The organism is Planktotalea sp. (assembly GCF_965659345.1).
In the GTDB taxonomy this organism is placed as follows: domain Bacteria; phylum Pseudomonadota; class Alphaproteobacteria; order Rhodobacterales; family Rhodobacteraceae; genus Planktotalea.
The window spans coordinates 115,172-136,580 of the sequence record NZ_CBFHVK010000010.1; the positions used below are offsets into that span (position 1 = coordinate 115,172).

18 protein-coding genes, 1 pseudogene and 1 riboswitch are annotated in these 21,409 nt (G+C 54.5%); of the genes and pseudogenes, 5 read left to right on the top strand and 14 right to left on the bottom strand.

The window, feature by feature from the left end; all coding sequences use genetic code 11:
* Positions 1-51: 51 nt before the first annotated feature.
* Positions 52-1,851: a PIG-L family deacetylase gene (locus ACTG3Z_RS10120; RefSeq protein WP_439142951.1), complete on the bottom strand. Its 1,800-nt coding sequence runs from the start codon at positions 1,849-1,851 to the stop codon at positions 52-54.
* Positions 1,852-2,195: 344 nt separating this feature from the next.
* Here ACTG3Z_RS10120 and ACTG3Z_RS10125 point away from each other — a divergent pair, with 344 nt between their 5' ends.
* Both ACTG3Z_RS10125 and ACTG3Z_RS10130 read left to right on the top strand, forming a co-directional pair.
* Positions 2,196-3,302 (top strand): alcohol dehydrogenase family protein, encoded by a 1,107-nt coding sequence (locus ACTG3Z_RS10125; RefSeq protein WP_439142952.1) that lies wholly within the window; start codon positions 2,196-2,198, stop codon positions 3,300-3,302.
* A 174-nt stretch (positions 3,303-3,476) separates the two neighbouring features.
* The gene (locus ACTG3Z_RS10130; RefSeq protein ID WP_439142954.1) at positions 3,477-3,950 is read left to right on the top strand and encodes a tRNA (cytidine(34)-2'-O)-methyltransferase; all 474 of its coding nucleotides are present in this window, start codon (positions 3,477-3,479) and stop codon (positions 3,948-3,950) included.
* A 32-nt stretch (positions 3,951-3,982) separates the two neighbouring features.
* Here ACTG3Z_RS10130 and ACTG3Z_RS10135 read toward each other — a convergent pair whose 3' ends face one another.
* The 9 genes and pseudogenes from ACTG3Z_RS10135 to cobN form a co-directional block, all read right to left on the bottom strand.
* Positions 3,983-4,729, bottom strand: a complete 747-nt coding sequence (locus ACTG3Z_RS10135; RefSeq protein ID WP_439142955.1) for an SDR family NAD(P)-dependent oxidoreductase — start codon at positions 4,727-4,729, stop codon at positions 3,983-3,985.
* Complete coding sequence (locus ACTG3Z_RS10140; RefSeq protein ID WP_439142956.1) at positions 4,726-5,502, bottom strand: FadR/GntR family transcriptional regulator; 777 nt, start codon at positions 5,500-5,502, stop codon at positions 4,726-4,728. Before ACTG3Z_RS10140 ends, ACTG3Z_RS10135 begins: the two co-directional genes overlap by 4 nt.
* Positions 5,503-5,611: 109 nt before the next feature.
* Positions 5,612-5,959: a Lin0512 family protein gene (locus tag ACTG3Z_RS10145; protein ID WP_439142957.1), complete on the bottom strand. Its 348-nt coding sequence runs from the start codon at positions 5,957-5,959 to the stop codon at positions 5,612-5,614.
* Positions 5,956-6,303 (bottom strand): Lin0512 family protein, encoded by a 348-nt coding sequence (locus ACTG3Z_RS10150; protein ID WP_439142959.1) that lies wholly within the window; start codon positions 6,301-6,303, stop codon positions 5,956-5,958. Before ACTG3Z_RS10150 ends, ACTG3Z_RS10145 begins: the two co-directional genes overlap by 4 nt.
* Positions 6,304-6,355: 52 nt before the next feature.
* Complete coding sequence (locus ACTG3Z_RS10155; protein WP_439142960.1) at positions 6,356-7,015, bottom strand: hypothetical protein; 660 nt, start codon at positions 7,013-7,015, stop codon at positions 6,356-6,358.
* Between the two features lie 3 nt (positions 7,016-7,018).
* A pseudogene (locus tag ACTG3Z_RS10160) lies at positions 7,019-8,418 on the bottom strand (selenium-binding protein SBP56-related protein).
* Positions 8,419-9,025: 607 nt separating this feature from the next.
* Positions 9,026-9,634 carry a cob(I)yrinic acid a,c-diamide adenosyltransferase gene (gene cobO / locus ACTG3Z_RS10165; RefSeq protein WP_439142962.1) on the bottom strand — a complete coding sequence of 203 codons (609 nt, stop codon included), beginning with the start codon at positions 9,632-9,634 and terminating at the stop codon, positions 9,026-9,028.
* A 28-nt stretch (positions 9,635-9,662) separates the two neighbouring features.
* Positions 9,663-10,574: an endonuclease/exonuclease/phosphatase family protein gene (locus ACTG3Z_RS10170; protein WP_439142963.1), complete on the bottom strand. Its 912-nt coding sequence runs from the start codon at positions 10,572-10,574 to the stop codon at positions 9,663-9,665.
* Positions 10,575-10,625: 51 nt separating this feature from the next.
* The gene (gene cobN / locus ACTG3Z_RS10175) at positions 10,626-14,336 is read right to left on the bottom strand and encodes a cobaltochelatase subunit CobN (protein WP_439142964.1); all 3,711 of its coding nucleotides are present in this window, start codon (positions 14,334-14,336) and stop codon (positions 10,626-10,628) included.
* A gap of 162 nt (positions 14,337-14,498) precedes the next feature.
* Between cobN and ACTG3Z_RS10180 the strand changes: the two genes are divergently transcribed.
* Positions 14,499-14,660 carry a hypothetical protein gene (locus tag ACTG3Z_RS10180; protein WP_375264401.1) on the top strand — a complete coding sequence of 54 codons (162 nt, stop codon included), beginning with the start codon at positions 14,499-14,501 and terminating at the stop codon, positions 14,658-14,660.
* 2 nt (positions 14,661-14,662) lie between these two features.
* Here the strand turns inward: ACTG3Z_RS10180 and ACTG3Z_RS10185 are convergent, their stop codons facing one another.
* Positions 14,663-15,124 carry a GNAT family N-acetyltransferase gene (locus ACTG3Z_RS10185; RefSeq protein WP_439142965.1) on the bottom strand — a complete coding sequence of 154 codons (462 nt, stop codon included), beginning with the start codon at positions 15,122-15,124 and terminating at the stop codon, positions 14,663-14,665.
* Positions 15,124-16,206 (bottom strand): cobalamin biosynthesis protein CobW, encoded by a 1,083-nt coding sequence (cobW, locus tag ACTG3Z_RS10190; RefSeq protein ID WP_439142966.1) that lies wholly within the window; start codon positions 16,204-16,206, stop codon positions 15,124-15,126. The genes ACTG3Z_RS10185 and cobW overlap by 1 nt, the downstream gene beginning before the upstream one ends.
* A 34-nt stretch (positions 16,207-16,240) precedes the next feature.
* On the opposite strand from cobW, the gene ACTG3Z_RS10195 reads away from it, so the two are divergent.
* Positions 16,241-16,570: a DUF1636 family protein gene (locus ACTG3Z_RS10195; protein ID WP_439142967.1), complete on the top strand. Its 330-nt coding sequence runs from the start codon at positions 16,241-16,243 to the stop codon at positions 16,568-16,570.
* Between the two features lie 4 nt (positions 16,571-16,574).
* Here ACTG3Z_RS10195 and ACTG3Z_RS10200 read toward each other — a convergent pair whose 3' ends face one another.
* Both ACTG3Z_RS10200 and ACTG3Z_RS10205 read right to left on the bottom strand, forming a co-directional pair.
* Positions 16,575-17,258, bottom strand: a complete 684-nt coding sequence (locus tag ACTG3Z_RS10200; RefSeq protein WP_439142968.1) for a CbtA family protein — start codon at positions 17,256-17,258, stop codon at positions 16,575-16,577.
* Between the two features lie 21 nt (positions 17,259-17,279).
* The gene (locus ACTG3Z_RS10205; protein WP_375264396.1) at positions 17,280-17,450 is read right to left on the bottom strand and encodes a CbtB domain-containing protein; all 171 of its coding nucleotides are present in this window, start codon (positions 17,448-17,450) and stop codon (positions 17,280-17,282) included.
* 37 nt (positions 17,451-17,487) lie between these two features.
* Positions 17,488-17,710: riboswitch (cobalamin riboswitch) on the bottom strand.
* Positions 17,711-17,915: 205 nt separating this feature from the next.
* On the opposite strand from ACTG3Z_RS10205, the gene smc reads away from it, so the two are divergent.
* Entirely contained in the window at positions 17,916-21,371 is a 3,456-nt protein-coding gene (gene smc, locus ACTG3Z_RS10210; RefSeq protein ID WP_439142969.1) for a chromosome segregation protein SMC, read from the top strand.
* Positions 21,372-21,409 lie beyond the last annotated feature (38 nt).

Below are 21,409 nucleotides of genomic sequence, written 5' to 3' on the forward strand. Positions count from 1 at the left end.
ATCAAGCTGCAAAATGAATTCTACGGACTTACCCCGATATTTTAGAGAGGCTTAAGCATCCGCCATCTCTGATGCGTCATCTGGTTCAACAACAGCTTCCTCGTCCTCCTCAGCATCGCCACTCATCAAAGGCAGCAAAATATCATCCACGACGGATAACTCCGTCATCTCATCAAACCGCGAGACCGCGTAGCTGATGAATTCGCGTGACGCGACCGCGCCGTCCTCATCCGTGCCTGTCCGCGTAAGCTCGTAAACGTTGTTCTCGTCCTGATCCCAAGGGTCGCTGAAGTCAGGCACGAACCAATCTTTTGTGCTGACCTCCCCGCTTTCGCTGTTCATTTCAAACAGGAACGCGTCAGCACCAGACATTTCATAGGTGACAGTCGCCGCAGGATCATCGTTTACAGGATCGTCGCCGCTTGGGTCATCTTCGACAGGGTCATCGCCAGGAGCGGTGTCGTCCAGAATGGCAAGAACGCCCTCTGCTTCTGTATCAAACCGGATCAACTCTGTTGAAGGCGCGCTGCCATCGTCGGGTGTTTCAATGCGCGTGACCTCGTAGATGTAATCCTCATTTTGGTCCCATGCGTCGAGCAAACTGGGCGAGAACCAGCCTTTAGTCGTAATCTCGCCAGTCTCCGTGTCGATGTTGAAGTAGAAATTGTCCGGATGCTCACCCAATGAAAACGTCGACTGCGCCGCTTGGGGGTCGTCCTCGTTTGCAGGGTCGTCATCGCTTGGATCATCCTCCACCGGATCATCGTCCGTGGGCGCGTCGTCCAGGACAAGCAAGGGGCCGTCTGTTTGCTCTTCGTATCGGATCAACTCGGATGTAGCAGGGCTGCCATCGAGCGGTGTCTCAATGCGCGTTACGTTGTAGATAAAGTCTTCGTCTTGATCCAAAGCATCATAGCGCGTTGGAACGAACCAGTCCTTCGTTGTGATCTGTCCTGTGTCAGCATCGATCTCGAAATAGAAATTGTCCGGGTTATCCCCAAGCGTGAAGGTCGATAGAACCACAGGGTCTTCATCCTCACCGCCCTCGTTCGACACAACATAAGTTTCGTCGATATATTGGCGCCCCGTCCATGCGACGTAGATAGGAAACAGATTGCCGTCCGCGTCCAAAGTTGCGGGGTCAAAAGCAGCATAAGCCTGCATCACTTCTAACGAAAAAGCCGCATCTTGCGGCGATAGATTTGGCGCTAAACTTTCTGTTTGGTAGTTCACATAATGTGTGACGGTGTAGCCATCGCCGCTGAACTCTTGCATCGCTTCCAAGGCGAACTCGGTCGTGTGGATGTGATCGGAATGCTCGTCTTCCGCACCTTCACCTTCGGCCACTTGCAAGCGAAAAGCAGTTGGCTCATGCGCTTCCATCAATCCTGCAAGAACATTCACCACATCTTCGCGCGCATAGGTGGCTTCACCGTCGATTGTATCGACTTCCAAGCGGCGGCCATCCTCAAGCCGCGCGAGCGATTCAAAGTCTTCAGGATCTTCTATGAAGCCACCGCCATCGGGGATGCGCATGAAATACAGCCGCACTTCGGGCGCGCTTTGTAAAAAGGAAGATGCGATTTCGTACTCGGAGCCGTTCTGCTCAATCGGCACGACTTCATCGACCCAATCATCTTCGCCTGCCATCAACGCATAGGCGGCTTTGATCCCTTCTTCACGGCTTTGCCAATACCAATCCTCAACCCCTGCATCGCCAGCCGTCACGAAAACCGTCGTTGCGACATTCCCCTCCGCGATAGAGGTCGCGATGTCCGGATTCATGAAAAGCAAATCGTCGTCGGTATGGGCCACGATTGTCATGACGCCGTTTTGAAGCAGGGTGGGCATAATGCGCCTTTATCACAAATAGACCCATACGGTGGACCAATCCGGACACTCATTCAACCCTAGGTAAGGTTATTCGCGCCTCAGGTGCGGTTCTATTGGTGAGAGTTTACGAATTATTCCCGTTTTTCAGTCAAAGACCGACTATGCGCTCGATCCACCTGAATTCCGCTTGCTATGCGAATGACGAATTTGTCTTATCTGAAAGTCGTGCCGCGAGCGGCAAGGACCGTCCCCAAAAGGATCAAAAACAAGTTCTCAGATTTGATTGATTGTGTTTCGAAGCTTGGCTTGTGCCTGCGAGTCTGACACACCCGATGGGTCAAATGTGACCAAAGGGACAGTGAATGACACGCCATAGCGCTCTCAGTTTGAAAAAAACAATGATGGCCGTCGAGACGACAGGCAATGGTGGGTATGACAAACTCGCATATCGCGAGGTTCCAACCCCTGTTCCAGAACAAGGTGAAGTTTTGATCCGCGTCTTGGCCGCGGGTGTAAACAATACTGAAATCAACACCAGACTTGGTTGGTATTCCTCAAGCGTTACAACGGATACAAATGCGGCTGCTCAAGAACAGGACGTTAAAGCCGATCAAAAAGGTGACGGTGGTTGGAGCGATGCAACCCCGTTTCCTCTGATCCAAGGTACAGATTGTTGCGGGCAAGTCGTTCAGGCCACGGATGATGTTGACGCTGCCCTCATTGGTAAGCGCGTGCTTGTACGTGCCTGTATGCGGCCTAATGGGTTTGATGACATGCAATGCATCTGGATGGCTTCGGACTTCAACGGGGCCTTCGCGCAATACGTCAAGGTGCCTGCAAGCGAGGTTTTTGTAGTAGACTGTGATTGGTCTGATGCCGAGCTGGCGACTATTCCATGCGCCTATGGAACGGCTGAAAACATGCTCCATCGGGCAAATGTGAGATCGGGCAATCTGGTGCTGGTCGCGGGCGCGTCGGGTGGTGTCGGATCCGCGACTGTTCAATTGGCGAAGCGCCGCGGCGCGCGCGTGGCTGCTATCACAAGCTCGAACAAGGCCGATGCGCTTAGACAACTTGGCGCGGATATCATCCTTGATCGTGGGGCTGACCTAGTGGGTGAGTTGGGCGAAATGGCGGTCGATGTGGTCGTCGACAATGTGGCGGGGGACGGCTTTCCGAATATGCTGAAGGTGTTGAAACGAGGTGGTCGGTTTGTCTCGTCTGGCGCGATTGCAGGCCCGATCGTTAGCCTTGATATGCGAGACATGTATCTCAAAGACATTACATTGATTGGAAGTACCGCGTGGGATGCGCCAGTCTTTCCCAATCTCATTTCATATATCGAACGCGGTGAAATACGTCCTTTGCTTGCGAAGGTCTTTCCGCTTGAGAAAATCGCTGAAGCACAGCAGGAGTTTCTGAAAAAGGCCCATGTAGGCAATTTTGTGTTAGTGCCCCCAATAGACTAACGCCGTGCTTGGGTGAAAGTATAGAATTCGCCATCACCGTGCTGCGAAACGACGCGCAGAACAGTGATGGCCGTCATTTGTGATGCCCGCCGAGGGTTATTGCGATTAGATCATGAGCTAGGTATCGGTAGCGCGTTCGCGCAGATCAGCGCATCTTCTTGAAAGCCTGTGCTTATGTCTCTGCCACGTATGAAAATTGTACTCGTCACGCCTGAAATTCCTTGGAACACAGGCGCGATTGGGCGGACCTGTGTGGCGCTTAATCTAGAACTTATCCTGATCAAACCGCTGGGCTTTTCATTGGACGAAAAATCTGTGCGCCGCGCGGGGACAGATTATTGGAAGCATGTGAACTTGACCCAATATGAGAGCTGGGACGATTTCTTGGAGATCCGCAAACCTGAGCGTGATGCGCTTTATTTCTTTGAAGAACACGGGCAGCAAAGCCTCTATGAGCCGGAATACGATCCAGATGGCTATCTTATCTTTGGCTGTGAATCTGCAGGCTTGCCGCGATCCCTATTAGATGGGATGGAAGATCGAGTCTTTCACTTGCCAATGCTGAGTGAAAAAGTGCGCTCACTGAATCTAGCTAATGTTGCGACTGCGGTCATCTTTCAGGCAATGAAACCGCAACTTGGGGGCTAAGCGCGCTTGAGCGTTGTGCTGTGCCAACGCTTTTATGTGCGCAAAGCCGGCAGTCCTACACCAGTGCTTTCAAAGCCGCCATCAGACGCGATAATTTGACCCGTGACATATGACGCCTCATCCGAGCAAAGGAAGGTGATGACTGAGGCTATTTCATCTTCTGATCCGTAGCGATTGAGCGGGATCGCGTCATGATAGCTGTCGATGATCTCTTGTGTATGTACTGCCAACGCGAGCTTGGTGCGCACAGGGCCGGGGCAGACGCAATTGGCACGAATTCCATATTCGCCTAGCTCTGCGGCTTGTTGTTTGGTCAGGTGAATAACGGCTGCTTTGGACGTACCATAAGCCACGCGCAAGGTGGATGCGCGCAAACCTGAGATGGAGCCGATGTTCACAATTGCGCCCTTGCTCGCCTTGAGCGCATCAGTCGCAGCTTGGGAGAGTAAGAATGTCCCATCGAGATTGATGGACATAATCCGACGCCACCGATCAAAGTCGGTTTCCTCGATGGGGCCAAAATCAGCGACGCCCGCATTATTGACCAACGCGTCAAGCTGCCCAAATGCCTCTAGGGTTTTTGAAACCACGCGGGCCACGTCTTGTGTTTGCGAAATATCGTAGTTGAGCGTTATCACATTCTCTAGGTCCTTGGTGCTATGCGCGAGCTCATCACCATCCCAATCGACCATTACAACGCGCCATCCCTTCGCAAGGAATTGGTGCGTCGTTGCTAATCCAATACCGCGCGCGGCACCTGTGACGAGAGCTACTTTCATTTACGACCTCTTGCGTTTTCGTGTTCAAAGCGCTGCTGCGCAATTGCTTCATTTGCTTGCGCTTTGACATCGTCGCGCAAGGACCCCTCTACAAAGCTGAGATGCGAAACGACAGCGTCGCGCGCAGCTTGAGGGTCGCGCGCTTGGAGCGCCGTGTTTATCTTTTCGTGCTGCTGCAACAGCGCGTCTCGGGTGGTGCTTTGTTTGAATATCACCTGACGATTGTAAAACACACCTTCGCGCAAAAGCTGATACATCGAGCGCATCATATGGAGCATAATCACGTTATGGCTTGCCTCGATGATGGCGAGGTGAAAATCGGCATCGAGCTGGGCTTCTTCGTCCGGCGCATTCTTCTCATGCGCGTTTTGCATTTTGTTGAAAATCGCGTTGATCACATCAAGATCGGTTTGCGAACCTAGCTTTGCGGCGCGTTCAGCGGCTAGCCCTTCCATATCGCGGCGAAAGGAAAGGTAGTCGAACACTGCATCGTCATGGCGCGCAAACAGACTGGTCAGCGCAGGCGAGAAGGCAGACCCAAGCACATCAGCGACGAAAACGCCTGCACCGGCTTTGCTGGTAAGCAGACCATCGTTTTGCAAGCGCGCTATCGCATCCCGCAAAGACGGGCGCGAGACACTTAAGCGATCCGAGAGTTCACGCTCGGATGGCAAGCGTTCACCGGGACGCAAAATGCCACGCAAGATGAGGTCTTCGATCTGACGAATAACCGCGGTTGAGAGCTTCTCGGGTTCGACGGGACGAAACGGCATGCGGGGCTTTCTTGCTGATTGGTCAAGTTATATGACCGCAATAGTTTTGCAGCAAGCGTTGGTTGGGGGCCAGCCCCCAAACCCCCGAAGTTTATTTGGAAAAATGAAGTTAATCTTGTTTGGGCAAGAAGGCTTCTACCGCTGCTGTTGCAATTACAATCGTGTCGCCGTTATCAGGATTGATCACATTGAGGCCGCCGTGTGTGGCCGTCACAGTCGTTGTTCCGCGTGGAAGCTTGGATGTGAGTGCCTTTGTGTCGAGTTTATCGGGTTCCTGCACCCCGATCGTTACTTGCACGCGCATGTCAGTGTGCGCAATTGCGCGAGCGGCGAGCATTGGAATGGCAGAGTGGCGAATTGCATCTTCAATCGCGCGCGCGGCAGCTTTGGTATAGTCCATGCCGTACTGGTCATTGCCAGATCCCATTTCGATGATGAAGCGCTGATCATTGCTCATGTTGCTGGCTCCAGATCAAGGGACACGTTGATGGCCACCGTCGCAATCACCGTAGGGTTGCCATCCGGGCGTGGCACATCAAGCCCGCCTTTGGTGCCAGTGATGCTGATTTGACCATAGGGGAAGATGTCTTTGAGCGTTTCTGTATCGAGCTGATCTGGCTGTTGTACGCCCACTTCTACATCAATGATCATTGCTTCTTTGTCTTTGCCAAACAGCTCTGCGAGGTTGATGGAGTTATGCCACAATGCGTCTTGCAACGCGCGGCGCGCAGCTTGGGTGTAGTCTTGGCGGCGCAGGGATGCGCCTTGGCCAAATTCGGTCAGCAGGCGGGTTTTGGGCATGGCGTTGATCCTTGATAGAGAACTTCAATGTTCGCGCAGGAGCGCAGCTAGGTCAATGCAACGTGGCCAGTGAAATGACGCCGACAAGCACGAGGCTCAGAGCCCAGACAATATCTAGGTTGAACCAACCTTGGCGTAAAAACTTCAGGCCGAGCCAATGATAGACCCCAATCGCAATTGCCCCGCCAGAGAGTGCCATCGCCGAGGTATGTAACAAGGCAACGAGCAACGCGGTTCCCATATTGCTGGCCATAAGAGCGGCAGCTGCGGCATGTCCTGTATCGCTTTCAATTGTGCTACATATCCCAAGAAAGATTGGAACCAGCATCAGGCCAGCACCATGCGCCATCGCTGCCAAAAAAGACCAAAGCGCCAAACGCGAGGGCGGGACGCGCGACAAAAAGCGGGGGTGGCGACGGTTGATCAGTAAATAAACGCCAAGCGCGACAACAAGCAGCGCCGCAGCGATTTGGATTTCGCGTTGCCATTCGGCCAGAAACAGGAGCGCGGAGAAAGGCAGCAAAATCGCTGTCATCGCCAGAACATGGCCGAACGCGAGCGCGCCAAGTGCCTTATATAGTGCGCTATATTGACGATCCATGAGGGCAGATGAGACGGCCAGTGGCCATCCCATACCCGGGTTCACGCCATGATAGAGGCCAGACGCGACGACGGCCCACCAAAGGGCCGCCGCAGTTGTTATCTCATCCATGAATTAGACGGACGGGTAGCAGAAACTGTCTGTGGAACAATCACCGCCTTCAAGCCGGATTTGGTGGCTGCGATAGCCTTCAGGGAAATCAACGTAGAAATCCTCTGCCAATGTCAGGCCGCCATTCTCGCCCACATGGGCCATAACCATTTGGCCACCTTCGTCATTGGGATAGAATTGGTCATCCCAAGTGGAATACAGCGAATTGGTCCAATACACGCGTTTGCCGTCGCGGCTGATTTCAACCATCTGCGGGGCATATGCGAAAGGCTTGCCGTTGGGATGATCTTTCTTAGCTGTGATACCGCCGAGCTCAACCTTGCCCGTCAACACAGGGTTCATCGGGTCGGACACATCATATTGGTGCATCTGACCAAGGCCCCAACACGCCACGTAAAGATACTTGTCATCCAAGCTCAGATCGATGTCGGTGACCAAAGGGGGCACCGCGCCAAAGCCTTTGAGCAGATCAGGCAGGTCATCCGGATCAGCAGGAACCGGATCAATGGTGATGGTCTTTTTGGCCTCAAATGTACCGTCATCATTGCGCCACCACGTAAAGATGGCACCTTGCAGATTACTCGTATCAACAACAACACCGCAGAATCCGAATTGCTTGGCAGGATCATGTGCCGGGCGAATTTCGAGCGCCATCTGATGGTTCGCACCCAAATCAATGGTTTGGATGTTCTTGCGCGCACGCAGATCCCAGAAGTGGATCGAATGACCGTATTTATTGCTAAGCAAGTCTTCGGGCACGACACCGTTCTCGAACTGCGGCGGTAGGCCCCATTCGGAGCTGATCATGTAATCGCGCGGCAGGTTCCACCAGAAGTCATAATGCTTGTCCTGAATGCCACGATCCATCTCATATCGACCGAGAATCTCAAAGGTTTCGCAATCCATAATGAAAATGCCGGGTGGTCCGTCTGTGCCATCCTTGCCACCACCGCCAAGGGTGGATACGTAAATACCCTCAGGACCGCAGTGGATCGTATGGGGGCGCGAATAGCCAGTTTTCGCAAACAGCTCTTCGGGTTCGATTATCTTGTGGATCTTGGCCTTCAGCGGTTCTTTCACATCAATAATATAGATGCGGCTAGAACGAATGCCCGGAATGATCAGGTAGCGACGTTCAAGAAAAGCATGGCCCGTCAGCGGCGATAGCGCAGAAGAGCATGCGTTCCATCCAAAGTGGTGAAACTCATCGCCAAGATTTGGCATGAACAAGCTATGCCAATGGTGCCATAGGTCTTGGATGTGGGGTCTACATCGACCACAGCAAGACCGTCTGGCTTGCTGCCATCGGGGCTGAGCATAAGGGTAAAAGCCAGTTTTTCCACTGGCGCGTCCATCGCCATTTTTGGCGTTGGATAAAATGTTGGATCAGGTCTTAGATTCATAATGTCCTCCCAAAGTGTGCGTATGTTGTTCAGCTCTAATTGGGCTGCACGCAATCTAAGCGTGCCAGAGAATCATAAATTCACCTAGGATTAATTGTCAGACATTTAAAATCGGGCATTTTTGAGCGCATCACGTTGAGTTTCAGGGATGAAGAATTCGATGTGAAAACATGGTTAAGTTGTTGTTGCGAAACCAAATGGGGGCATTGAATTAGACCCTGATGCCAATCGGTTGACTATTCTTCGAGCCAAACGGTTGCCAAGGCTCTGGCCCAATCTCTACGTCCGTACCCGAGTGCACATGCGCTTGCTTGCGCTACATAATTGGGAATCGCGCGGAATGTCACGATCCAGTCTCCCCGCGATTTTTCAATCACGGCGTATGACGCATTCGGGGGGGCCGGCTTGCGTGTGATGATAGACAGTCAAGTCATCATCATAAGCGGGGCAACCCAGGCTCCCAGAACCTAGGAACACTAAACAAATCCCCTAGGTTCAACGCTGCCTTAATAGCAAGCTGTTCCATGTCTTGAAGGAGCGCTTTTAAGGCGTGGGAATTGCCTTTTTGATTAGGTGATATCTTCCAAAGAAGCGCAATATACCCCTCTTAAAACTCCACCCCAATCTGCGCCTTTACCCCAGACCTAAACGGATGCTTCACCAGCTCCATCTCGGTCACCAGATCGGCGATCTCGATCAGATCATCCTTGGCATTGCGGCCCGTCATCACCACGTGGGTCATAGCGGGTTTCTCTTCTACCAAGAATTCAACCACCTCGTTCACGTCGATATAATCATAACGCAGCGCGATGTTGATCTCGTCCAGCAACACCATCTTGTTGCTCTCATCGCGGATCAGTTCTTTGGCTTTTTCCCAAGCGGCCTGCGCCATTTCGGTGTCGCGGTCGCGGTCCTGCGTTTCCCACGTGAAGCCTTCGCCCATCGTATGAAACGAACAAATGTCAGAGAACTTGCCAAGGATCAGATCACGCTCGCCCGTGCTCATCCCGCCTTTGATGAACTGCACCACGGCGCATTGCATATCATGCGCGATGTGGCGAAAAATCATGCCAAACGCAGCAGAGCTTTTGCCCTTACCTTTGCCCGTATGAATGACGATCAGACCTTTTTCATCGGTCTTTGTGGCCATGATTTTATCGCGTGCGGCCTTCTTCTTGGCCATTTTCATCGCGTGACGTTCGCTATCAGCACTCATCGGAAAGCTCCTTTTAATTTCGTTTAGCTTAGGGCAAGCGCAGGTCTAGCGCGACAGGATAATGATCTGACGGCCACACACCATCGAAGCTTTTGCGCAAAACCACAGGCGGGCTAACGGGCACCGGGCCATTTACAAAGCCGATATGATCAATCGCGCCAAACAAGTTCGCACCGCGATTAAGGTGATAGGTCGAGCCTGCAACGGGCGCGAAGATAATGCCCGCCCCCTCTAGAATTTGCAAGGTTTTAGCCCCTTTGCGGGCATTGAGATCGCCAAGCATCACCACAGGTGTGCCCGCTTTGATCCATGGTGCAATGCGGTCAGCAACGAGTGCGGCAGACAGCTGGCGGTTGGACGCGCTTTTGAATTCGAAATGCAGGTTAATGGCGTAGAACTGGGAGCCGCTTTGACGATCTTCCATCAAAGCCCAAGACGCAAAGGCGGGGTACGAGCCGTTGAAGGTGCGTGAATAAATCACGTCAGGTGTGTCGGAGAAGAAAAACCAGCCTTGGTCCACCATGTCCAATCTTTCCTTGCGGTAAAAGATCGGTTGGGTCGGCGGAAACACGTCCGCAGGTCCGTGTGCAGCCAAGGCGTAATCTGGGTTCTGCGCAGTCAGCCAATCGCGCGCAAGATTGATATTGGGATCGCTGCCAAAGTCAAAACTTTCCATTTCCTGAAAGGCAAACAGATCGGCGTCGATGGTTTTGAACGCCGCGTCCATCGCGTCTTTGCGTCGCTCCCAATCGCTCACGGACCATGCGCCGTCAGCTTTTCCTAGCCAGATATAGTGGACATTTTGCGTAGCAACGCGCAGCGCGCCTTGAGGTTTTGGCGCAAGCTCTGGTTGGCCCGAATTGCGCAATTGTTGCGCGCAAGCGACCAGTGCTGTCAGTGCAAACAGCGTTAGAATGATCTTCGTCAAAGATGCGAGCATTGGAGTCTCTTTTAACTTGTGCGGGTTTGCGTCGAGTGTGTTTGGTCGACCTTAATCAAAAGAATGCCCGGTCTGGGTTAAAATTTGTGTGATACGCGCGCGGGCGGAGTTGGATTTGGGGATCCAGAGGCCTCTGTCTATGGCTTCTTGGAAGCGTTCGGCCATTTCAATAAGGGCAGGTTGATTATGCTCTTCGATAAAGTCGCGTGTGTCGTCGTCTTCCAAAAATGCGGATTCAACAAGATCAAAATGGTGGTTTTTCACTGCGCCAGTTGTGGCGGAAAAAGCGAAAAGGTAATCAACGGTCGCCGCCATCTCGAACGCACCTTTGTAGCCGTGACGTTTCACTCCGTCGATCCACTTAGGATTGACCACGCGAGAGCGCACAACGCGGCCGATTTCTTCGTCCAACGTGCGAATAACAGGGCGCTCTGGGCGCGAATGGTCATTGTGATAGATCGGGCGATCTTGGCCTTGCAAGATGCTGACCGCAGCTGCGGCGCCGCCTTCAAACTGATAATAATCATCGCTATCGAGCAGGTCATGCTCGCGGTTATCTTGGTTTTGCACGATCGCTTCGGTTTGCTTCAGTCGATTTTCAAACCCTGCACGATCCGGCTTGCCCTCGCTGCCCGCGCCGTAGGCGTAGCTGCCCCATTCCAGATAGGCTTCTGCTAGATCGGCTTTGTTCGCCCAGAGGCGTTCGTCGATCATCGCTTGCAGTCCTGCGCCATATGCACCGGGTTTGGAGCCAAAGACGCGGGATGAGTTGCCTTCTTGCTTGGCACGTGCAGCGGCTGGGTTTTGATCCTCTGATTCATCAAGGGCCATCACGGCTTTGGCTGCGCCATCAACCAGTGAAATCAACTGGGGGAAAGCATCGCGAAAGAAGCCTGAAATGCGCAATGTGACATCCACGCGTGGGCGCCCAAGCACGCCTTCGGGAAGAACCTCAAAGCCCGTGACGCGGCGGTTGGCGCTGTCCCATTTTGGTTTTACCCCCATGAGCGCGAGCGCCTGCGCAATGTCATCGCCACCCGTGCGCATATTGGCGGTGCCCCAAGCGGTCAGCAGCATCGTGCGCGGCCAATCGCCATGGGTTTGCAGGTGCTTTTCAATCAACAGATTGGCTGATTTCCATCCCAATGCCCACGCGGTCGGCGTCGGCACTGCGCGGCTATCAACAGAGAAGAAGTTGCGTCCGGTGGGAAGCACATCAAGGCGCCCGCGCGTGGGTGCGCCAGAAGGGGCAGGGGGGACGAATTTACCATTCAGAGCGGTGAGAAGGCCCGCCATTTCGGTAGGGCCGCATGATCGCAGATTTGGTAGAACTGTTTGATGAAGCTCGGCCAAAACAAGCGCGCTGGCGTTGAAACCTTCAGGTGGTTTATCCCAAGTGATCGCCTGCATCGCGAGCAATTCAAGCCGCTCGACGGTATCACCGTTGGAGCGCCAAGTGTCGCCACTTTGGTCTTTCAAGATTGTGTGCCGAGGGCCTGTGTACGCTGTGCCCATGTCGCAATCGAGCGGGTCGATATCAACATCGCAGTCACTGGCTAATGCGCGGATCAATGAGGCATCGCCACCCTCTCCAGTTCCACGTGGCACGCGGAGCAATGCGATGGCTAAGTCACGTTCGAGATCATCAACAGGAGAGCTGCCGAAGACGTGCAGGCCATCCCTGATTTGCGCTTCTTTCAATTCGCACAGGTAGGAGTCGAGCTTGGCGAGATCGCCGTCTTCGTCTTCACCTGAAAGGCCAGCGTCTTTGTCGAGGCCCGTTGAGGAGGTCATGGATAGGATTTCACGGCGCAAATAATCGATACGACGCGGATCTACGCCAGCGGCTTCATAATATTCGTCTACCAGCGCTTCTAGGTCTTTGAGTGGACCATAGGTTTCGGCACGGCCGAGTGGTGGGGTGAGGTGATCGATGATGACCGCCTGCGCGCGGCGTTTGGCTTGGGTGCCTTCACCCGGATCGTTGACGATGAAAGGATAGATATGAGGCGTTGGGCCAAAGACGGCTTCGGGCATACAGTCTTGGCTTAGCGCGATTGCTTTGCCGGGAAGCCATTCAAGATTGCCGTGCTTGCCCATATGGACAATCGCGTGCGCACTGTGGACATGGCGTAGCCAGAAATAGAAAGCGAGATAGTTGTGCGGCGGCGCGAGATCTGGGGAGTGGTAGGTGTCTGTTGGATCAATATTATAGCCGCGCGCGGGCTGCACGCCGACAACCGCATTGCCGTATTTGAAGATCGACAGTTTGAAGCCCTCTTGCGTCAAAAATGGATCATCCTGAGGGTCGCCCCACTGCGTGGTGATCTGTTCTTTGACGTCAAAAGGCAGTGATTCAAAATGCTGTTTGTAGATGTCGAGCGGCAGAGTCTCGCCGCCTTCTTTGCGAGCGCGATCTGTAAGCCAGTTGGTGGGGCCTGCCATGATCTGAGACATTAACGCGTCGCTGTCGCGCGGGGCATTTTCGATGCTGTAGCCAGCGTCTTGGAGAGCGCGCAACGTGTTAACAGTTGCTTGAGGCGTATCGAGACCAACACCATTGGCAAGGCGACCGTCTTTGTTTGGATAGTTTGCCAGTACCAAAGCAACAGTACGGTCTTGCGCTGAAACCCTACGTAACTTGGCCCAATTCGCGGCAAGTTTCGCGGCGAAACCTATGCGATCGCCCTGAGCGCGGTAAGTGGCGATGGGGCACTCTGTTGCTTCGTCGAAATAGGCTTCGCCCTTGAAAGAGATCGCTCTGGAAAGGATGCGTCCATCAACTTCTGGTAGCGCCACGTTCATCGCGATGTCGCGGCCAGACAGACCTGTGAGGCCACTTGCCCACGCTTCTTCGGTCGAGCCAGAAAGGACAGTCTGGAAAATTGGCGCGTCGTTGGCGGCTGGCATGGTGAGCGGGTTACTTGGGGCGTTATCGCCTGCGTGTGGCGAACCGACAGCGAATGAGGTGCAATTCAGGATGACGCTTGGCGGAGCTGCGCTAAAAACCTGTTCCAGGGTGGCGACGCTAACAGGGTCCTTGAGGGACGCCACAAAAAGAGGCAGTGGGTTGAGCCCTTCTTTCATCAGTGCTTTGGTCAAACGATTGATCGGGTGCAAGCCTGCCCCTTGAACGAGGGCGCGGTAGAAGATGATCGGCACGATTGGCGCGTCTTTGATCCATGCCTCTTGCGCGGCGTCGAGATTTGAGATGCCAGCACCGGGCCAATAGACGCCAGCGCGCAAGAGTGGTGATGCAGCGCTTGGTTTTTCAGCGCCATCGAGCATGGATTTGGCGTAGCGCAGCAGGTTTTGTGCGTTGTCTGGGCCGCCCTCCACACAATAGGCCCAAAGCGCGTCGTAATCTTCATCTGAGACAGTGCTTAAGCGACGCAATTCATCATCGGGCTTATCGTCGCCCGGTAATAGAGCAAGCGGAACACCTGTGCTGTGCATTTGTGCAGCGTACTGTTCGGCCCCATATTTCCAGTAGCCAACACCGCCAAGCACGCGAGCGATCACTAGTTTGGACTTGGATGCGCACTCATCGATATGGAGATCAACAGACATAGGGTGCATCAAGTGCATCATTGAGGCGAGACGCAGGGTTGGAGCGGAGGCGATTTGCGCACGTGCATCTGAGAGTGCCGCGAGTTCGGTGTCTGCTGCGGAAATGATGACCACATCGGCAGGTGTTTGACCGAGATCAACGGGTTCTTTGCCATCGTCGATGGAACCGGGGGTGGCGGCGAGCAGGTGCATTTTCGATCTTTCGACTGAGTTTTGGAGAAGAGAGAATTTTCTACGAAAATTCAGGGCCTCCGGCGGGGATATTTATGGAGACAGGAAACGTATGATGGAGTCTTATGTGTTGTGCGAGAGGTGCGCTTGGTGCATTGCAGGGCAAGCTATGAGGACAGACAGATGAACAGTAAAAACCCAGATGCGCCGAAGTTTGGCAGCAGCACCTACAACAAGCATGACGATCATAAAGGCCATGCGCCGCGCCGCGCGCGTGGCAAGAAGCGACTTACCAAAGAAGAGATGCTGGAGCAGATGAAAAAGAACGCAGCTGACAAGGCGTAAGGTCACTGGGCGTCGTCCAATGATTTTTCCATGAATAGGCTTTCGGGGATGTCTTCGTAATCTGCGAAAGGGCCACAGAATGCAAAGCCGTGCCGCTCATAAAGGCGGTGTGCCGCGTGCAGCTTATCGCCGGTTTCAAGTTTGAGCGCTGGCAGGCCGTGTTCGCGTGCTGTGTCCTCGATTTGACGCAAGAGTGCAGCGGCGACGCCTTTCCCACGTGCCGCTTCTAATGTGAACATAGATTTCACTTCGCCGTATCCGTCTTTGATGGCAAGCGCCCCTGTTCCTAGGGTTTCTTGCCCTTCGCGCGCTGCAAAAAGATGGATGTTATCCGCTTCGAGCGCGTCCAGATCCAAGAAATGGCAGGATTCCGGTGAGAAGAGAGAGAGCATAAGTGCATGGCTCATTTCTAACAGGTCTTGTGTACCAGCCGCGCGCGGTGAAGTGGGTTCAACGACAATCATCAGACTTTGAGCGCAGCTGAGATTGCTGCGTGATCAAGGCCTGCTTGGCCGATGACGACAAGGCGGGTGATGCGTGGGTCGCTGCCAAACGGTTTGTCGAAATATGTATCTACGCGCGGACCAACGGCTTGCAAAGTAAGGCGCATCGGTTTGCCCTCGACTGCTGCGAAGCCTTTCAGGCGCAAAATGTCGTTGGCGCGAATGACGTCCGCGACTTGCTCTGCAAATTTGGTGGCATCGGTGATTTCGCCGCGTTCCACAACGAAGCTTTCGAAAGCGTCGTGATCGTGATCATGGTGGTGATGGTGATCATCGGCATGGTGGTCGTCATGATGATCATCTTCGTGATCATGATGGTGGTGATGCACTTCATGGCGCGCGTCCATATCGCCCTCTGCGCCGATGCCTTGGCCAAGCAGAACGTCGACAGGCAAAGCGCCCATAGAGGCTTTGACGACTTGGACGCCATCGCGGCTCTCGGATTTGAGTTGTTTGGCGAGTGCATCGGACGCCTCGGGACCCAAAAGATCAGATTTGTTTACGACAATCATATCAGCGCAGGCGATTTGATCCTCGAACAACTCGGACAGGGGTGTTTCGTGATCAAGGTTTTCGTCCAGTTTGCGCTGGGCATCGACGGCCGCAACATTATGGGCGAAACGCCCCTCGGACACGGCCTTGCCATCAACAACAGTCACAACGCCATCGACGGTGACTTGCGTGGAAATCTCTGGCCAGTTGAATGCGCGGATCAAGGGTTGCGGCAGCGCAAGACCAGAGGTTTCGATGACGATGTGATCTGGCTTGTTCTCGCGCGCGAGGAGCTTTTCCATGGTGGGCACAAAATCATCAGCAACGGTGCAGCAGATGCAGCCATTGGACAGCTCCATGATGTCATCTTCGGTACAGGTTTCATCGCCGCAGCCTTTAAGGATATCGCCATCAACGCCAAGGTCGCCGAATTCATTGATGATGAGTGCAATGCGCTTGCCTTGAGCATTTTCAAGCATGTGACGGATCAGCGTGGTCTTGCCCGCGCCAAGAAAACCAGTGATGACAGTGGCAGGAATTTTAGCAGGCATAAGAGGGCTCCGATTGGGCGAAGATGTGCGAGATATGACCCGCGTTATCATTTGCGACACATGTGCCGCTGTGGGGGAGAGTGCGCAAGGGGAAGCGTTTGCGCAAGTGTTGCGTTCGCGCGTTGGCGAAGGCGTGCGTGTTGAAACGACGTCCTGTATGAACCAATGCGACACGCCTGTTTCTTTGGCTTTGCGCAAAGAAGGGAAAGACGTTTACTTGTTCCATTCGCTCGATCCGACGCGTGATTTGGAGGATACGCTGGCCTTGATCGAACTTTATAGAAACGCCGAGGGCGGCACTATTGAAGATGCGCGCCCTGCGGGTCGCTTGCGGCACTGTCTGGCAGGACGCGTGCCGCGTTGATGTTTTAAGCTTCATCTGCCTTGGTCCAAAACCATGCGCAGAGAAACCCGAGGCTTGACCACCCTGCAAGTGCGGTTCCAAAGCTGAGCGCTGCGAAACGCGCGGCAAGCTCTGGCGGTGCCACACCGAAGTAAGTGTCCAAATACGGCGCGCCAATGATATGGGGAGCGAGCAAGAGCGGGATGCTCAGTAGGGCAATCCAACCTTTGCCAAAGGCGATTAAAGCCAGCGCAATTGCCGTCAAGATGATCGTCATTGCCCACCACGCTTGGCGCGGGCCGACCTCGGAGCCGATAGCGCCAGGAAGCACAGGAGGCTGACCAATGCCGGGGGCGAGTTGCACGGCAATAAAGCCCGCAACGCCCCAGATGAGACCTGAGCGAGGCGTTAAGGGATGACCTTTGTCATTGGCAAATATCATCAGCGCGAGCAGGATTAACCCGTAGCCCGTGTAGGTGATCATGTTGAACGCAACAGTCATGCCGTGGCGTGCGTAATCCGTCCCGATAGACGGCTGTGCACGGTCAGACTGGGTTGAACCATCTGTTGCGAAATGGATGCGCGCGCCAGTTTCGTAAAGCTCCCCCTCCATCAAGTGAGGGATCACAAACGTAAATTGCAACAGAGCGGCAATCAGCCCTGCAGCAACGCCAGCGAGCACCGCGCTGGTCAGCAAATTTTTGGTCATTGGGTCGTTAAACCGCTGCGCTTAGTGGCAGGGAAACGCCATCGCGTGACGCTGGTCGTGCGCTGCGTCGTGCAAAACGGTCGCTTGCGCAATGCCGGATGCCATCAACAGGAACACGCCTGCAAGTACTGCGATTGCGAGGCCGAGAGCTGAGCTGTCAGAGCGTGCGATTGTCGCTGTTTGAGTCGTCATAGTTTTCTCCTAGAACCGTCACACCCGACGGCCAGATTTGTTTCACTCATGCAAGGCTGGTCTCCTGGCTCACGGGTCGATGCGTTTTGGCGTCTTCCCAGATCCGAAGATCCAGTGACATTTACCAAAACGCTCGCCGCTTACAGTCGCGGGGGCGGCTGCGGCTTTGGGTCCCTGATTGGATCCCCCATTTCCGCATTCCCATTTGACCCGCCGACGCTTTGCGCCGTGGCGCGGGTACCATGCATACGTTCACTTGGCCCTGAATCAGCTTGGCTGTCAAGATCGATAGCGACATAGCGGGTCGGGAATGCGAAGTGGTCTATGCCCTAAAAATAGCAGCTTTGACGCAATATCTTGTGGATAACTCGTATAGTTGGTCCATATAGGGAGAGCTTGCGTTGACACGTGCAATGTCGCTGATCACAGTCACTTACCGAAGAATCATCCGCGAGAGCAGCAAACGTGCGCTTTTCCAAACTCAAACTGCAAGGCTTCAAGAGTTTCGTGGACCCCACGGACCTGATTATTGCTGATGGCTTGACGGGGGTTGTGGGGCCGAACGGTTGTGGCAAGTCAAATTTGCTAGAAGCGCTGCGCTGGGTGATGGGTGAAAATCGCCCGACCGCAATGCGCGGGGGCGGAATGGAAGATGTAATCTTTGCCGGAGCCTCGACGCGGCCCGCGCGCAATTTCGCAGAGGTGAGTTTACAGATTGATAACTCCGAGCGGCTGGCACCGGCGGGGTTCAATGATCTTGATACATTAGACGTGGTGCGCAGGATCACGCGCGATGTCGGGTCTGCTTACAAAACCAACGGAAAAGATGTGCGCGCACGCGACGTGCAGATGTTGTTTGCGGATGCGTCGACTGGCGCGCATTCGCCTGCACTTGTGCGCCAAGGTCAGATTGCAGAGTTGATCAATGCCAAGCCAAAGAACCGACGGCGGATCTTGGAGGAAGCAGCAGGGATATCAGGTCTTTATCAGCGCCGTCATGAGGCAGAGTTGAAGCTGAAGGGTGCTGAAACTAACCTCGCACGCGTTGATGATGTGATTGAGCAACTGGCTGCGCAACTTGGTCAATTGGCGCGCCAGGCGCGTCAAGCCGCGCGATATCGCGCGATCGGTGATGAGTTACGGCAAGCTGAAGGCATGCTTTTGTATCGTCGTTGGCGAGAGGCTGACGAAGCACGACTGAGTGCTGAAGAAGAATTGCGTGAACGCACGACAGCTACGGCGCAAGCTGAAAGTGCCGCGCGTTTAGCCGCTAAAGCCAGACAAGAGAGCGAAGGGTTTCTGCCACCTTTACGCGAAGAGGAAGCGATAGCCGCGGCGGTTTTACAGCGTTTGATCGTACAGCGCGATACTTTGAACGATCAAGAAAGCCGTGCGCTCCAAACTATCGAGACACTACAAAATCGCATCATCCAGCTCGACAAAGATACGGAGCGTGAAGCGGCGTTGAACCGCGATGCCGGTGAGACGATTGAACGTTTGGAATGGGAAGCGCGCGAGTTAGCGAAAGCCTCTGAGGGGCAAGAAGATCGCTTGGAAGCTGCTGCGGAGCAGGCTCGTTCTGCGGCGGCCATCTTGCAAGAGCGTGAAGCGGATCTTTCCGAGCGCACGGAAGATGTCGCGCGTTTGGCGGCGCGGCATCAGTCTGCGTACCGCGTTTTGGCCGATAGTCGCAAAATGCTGGAGCGCAGTGACGGCGAAGCGGAACGCGCGCGCGCGGCGGTTGAAGGCAGCCGTGCAGCTTTGGCGCAGGCGGAATCGGATATGCAAGCGGCGGCGGGCAAAGAAAGCGCAGCAATCGCAACGGCTGAACGTGCGGATGCGGCGCTGAGCGCAGCAGAGGTGGCACGTACACAGACGCAAGCGTTGGAATCGGACGCGCGGGCTGAAAGGTCCGAGGCGGAAGGTGAAGCCAATGCGTTGCGCGCTGAGGTCACAGCATTGGCGAAATTGTTGGAGCGCGACACGGCTGAGGGTGGTCAGATTTTGGACCGCTTGCAGGTTGAGCAAGGCTTTGAAAAAGCGCTGGGCGCGGCATTGGCCGATGACTTGCGCGCGCCTGAAGTGGAAAGCGATGGGCCGTCTGGCTGGCGTATTTTGCCAAGTTATGAGGGGCGTCAGCCTTTGCCAGAGGGTGTGACATCATTGGCGCGACATGTGTCTGTGCCAGAGGTCTTGGATCGCCGTGCAAGCCAGATTGGTTTGGTCGACGCGGATGATGGCCAGCGCTTGCAAGCGCAGTTGAAACCGGGTCAACGTCTTGTTTCGCTTGAGGGTGATTTATGGCGCTGGGACGGGTATCGCGCTTGGGCGGAAGATGCGCCATCGGCGGCAGCTTTGCGTTTGGAGCAGTTGAACCGACTTGAGGTTCTCAAGCAAGAAATGGAGCGCGCGACGTCGCGGGTTGAGGCTGCGCAGCGCGCGCATGAGACTTTGACCAACCGCTTGACTGAGTTGACGCGGGCTGACCGCGATGCGCGTGAGGCGCGTAAAGAAGCGGATCGTCTGGTGAATGACGCCGCGCGCGCGTTGAGCCGTGCTGAAGCAGATCGTAATTTGGCCGAAGGCAAGTTGGAGAGCCTTGGCCTAGCGGTGACGCGCCATGAAGAAGATGCGATGGCTGCGCGCAAGCAGGTGCAAGACGCGGAAGCGGCTGTTGCGGAGCTTGGCGATCTAGAAGACGCGCGCGCCGGTGTTGAAGATGTAAAGATGACCGTCGAAGCCTCGCGGATCACGATGATGGCGCGACGTTCGCAACACGATGAACTTCGCCGTGAAGGTGATGCACGGATCAAGCGTTCGCAAGAAGTGACCAAGGAAGTCAGTGGTTGGCGCCATCGCTTGGAAACAGCGGAAAAGCGCATAGCGGAACTGGTCGAGCGCAAAACAAGCTCTGAGGTGGATCTGAAAGAAGCAAGTGCCGCGCCCGCTGAAATCACGGCCAAGCGCGAAGAATTGACGGATGCGATTGATACTGCTGAAGCGCGGCGCAACTCTGCAAGCGATGCATTGGCAGAGGCGGAGACAGCTTTGCGCGCAGCGGTTCAAGCAGAGCGCGATGCAGAGCGTGGCGCATCCGAGGCGAGAGAGGCGCGTGCACGGTCTGAAGCCCGCTGTGATGCGGCCCGCGAGACGGTTTCTTATGCGGCGGAGCGTATTTCGGAAGAAATGGAAACGACACCCGCTAATTTGTTGGAAAGTTTGCAGATCGATGTGGACAAGATGCCCGCATCTGGGGCGATTGAAGCTGATGTGAACCGGCTCAAGCGTCAGCGTGATGCATTGGGCGCGGTGAATTTGCGTGCTGAGGAGGATGCCAAAGATGTGCAAGTCGAGCATGACACTTTGGTGGGTGAAAAGGCAGATCTTGAAGAGGCCATCAAGACGTTGCGCGGGGGCATTGCAGGATTGAATCGCGAAGGTCGCGAACGGCTTTTGACGGCATTTGAGCAAGTGAACAGTAACTTTTCGCTCTTGTTTACGCATTTGTTTGGCGGGGGCGAGGCGAATTTGGTGCTGGTGGAGAGTGATGACCCGCTTGAGGCAGGTCTTGAGATCATGTGTCAGCCGCCGGGTAAGAAACTTTCAACGCTGTCGCTTTTGTCGGGTGGAGAGCAGACGTTGACGGCTATGGCTTTGATCTTTGCTGTGTTCTTGGCGAACCCTGCACCGATTTGTGTTTTGGACGAGGTTGACGCGCCGTTGGACGATGCAAACGTGACGCGCTTTTGTGATTTGCTGGACGAGATGTGCCGCCGCACGGACACGCGTTTTTTGATCATCACACACCACGCGGTAACGATGGCGCGTATGGATAGATTGTTCGGTGTGACCATGGCTGAGCAGGGTGTCAGTCAGTTGGTTTCGGTTGATCTTAAGAGTGCCGAAACTTTGGTCGCTTGATTGACCCTTGGGGGCCAGCCCCCAAACCCCCGGAGTTT

Bases quoted from the DNA above. Each gene is read 5' to 3' on its own strand.
- ACTG3Z_RS10120 (WP_439142951.1), bottom strand. From the start codon at position 1,851: ATGCCCACCCTGCTTCAAAACGGCGTCATGACAATCGTGGCCCATACC.
- ACTG3Z_RS10125 (WP_439142952.1), top strand. From the start codon at position 2,196: ATGACACGCCATAGCGCTCTCAGTTTGAAAAAAACAATGATGGCCGTC.
- ACTG3Z_RS10130 (WP_439142954.1), top strand. From the start codon at position 3,477: ATGTCTCTGCCACGTATGAAAATTGTACTCGTCACGCCTGAAATTCCT.
- ACTG3Z_RS10135 (WP_439142955.1), bottom strand. From the start codon at position 4,729: ATGAAAGTAGCTCTCGTCACAGGTGCCGCGCGCGGTATTGGATTAGCA.
- ACTG3Z_RS10140 (WP_439142956.1), bottom strand. From the start codon at position 5,502: ATGCCGTTTCGTCCCGTCGAACCCGAGAAGCTCTCAACCGCGGTTATT.
- ACTG3Z_RS10145 (WP_439142957.1), bottom strand. From the start codon at position 5,959: ATGAGCAATGATCAGCGCTTCATCATCGAAATGGGATCTGGCAATGAC.
- ACTG3Z_RS10150 (WP_439142959.1), bottom strand. From the start codon at position 6,303: ATGCCCAAAACCCGCCTGCTGACCGAATTTGGCCAAGGCGCATCCCTG.
- ACTG3Z_RS10155 (WP_439142960.1), bottom strand. From the start codon at position 7,015: ATGGATGAGATAACAACTGCGGCGGCCCTTTGGTGGGCCGTCGTCGCG.
- cobO (WP_439142962.1), bottom strand. From the start codon at position 9,634: ATGAGTGCTGATAGCGAACGTCACGCGATGAAAATGGCCAAGAAGAAG.
- ACTG3Z_RS10170 (WP_439142963.1), bottom strand. From the start codon at position 10,574: ATGCTCGCATCTTTGACGAAGATCATTCTAACGCTGTTTGCACTGACA.
- cobN (WP_439142964.1), bottom strand. From the start codon at position 14,336: ATGCACCTGCTCGCCGCCACCCCCGGTTCCATCGACGATGGCAAAGAA.
- ACTG3Z_RS10180 (WP_375264401.1), top strand. From the start codon at position 14,499: ATGAACAGTAAAAACCCAGATGCGCCGAAGTTTGGCAGCAGCACCTAC.
- ACTG3Z_RS10185 (WP_439142965.1), bottom strand. From the start codon at position 15,124: ATGATTGTCGTTGAACCCACTTCACCGCGCGCGGCTGGTACACAAGAC.
- cobW (WP_439142966.1), bottom strand. From the start codon at position 16,206: ATGCCTGCTAAAATTCCTGCCACTGTCATCACTGGTTTTCTTGGCGCG.
- ACTG3Z_RS10195 (WP_439142967.1), top strand. From the start codon at position 16,241: ATGACCCGCGTTATCATTTGCGACACATGTGCCGCTGTGGGGGAGAGT.
- ACTG3Z_RS10200 (WP_439142968.1), bottom strand. From the start codon at position 17,258: ATGACCAAAAATTTGCTGACCAGCGCGGTGCTCGCTGGCGTTGCTGCA.
- ACTG3Z_RS10205 (WP_375264396.1), bottom strand. From the start codon at position 17,450: ATGACGACTCAAACAGCGACAATCGCACGCTCTGACAGCTCAGCTCTC.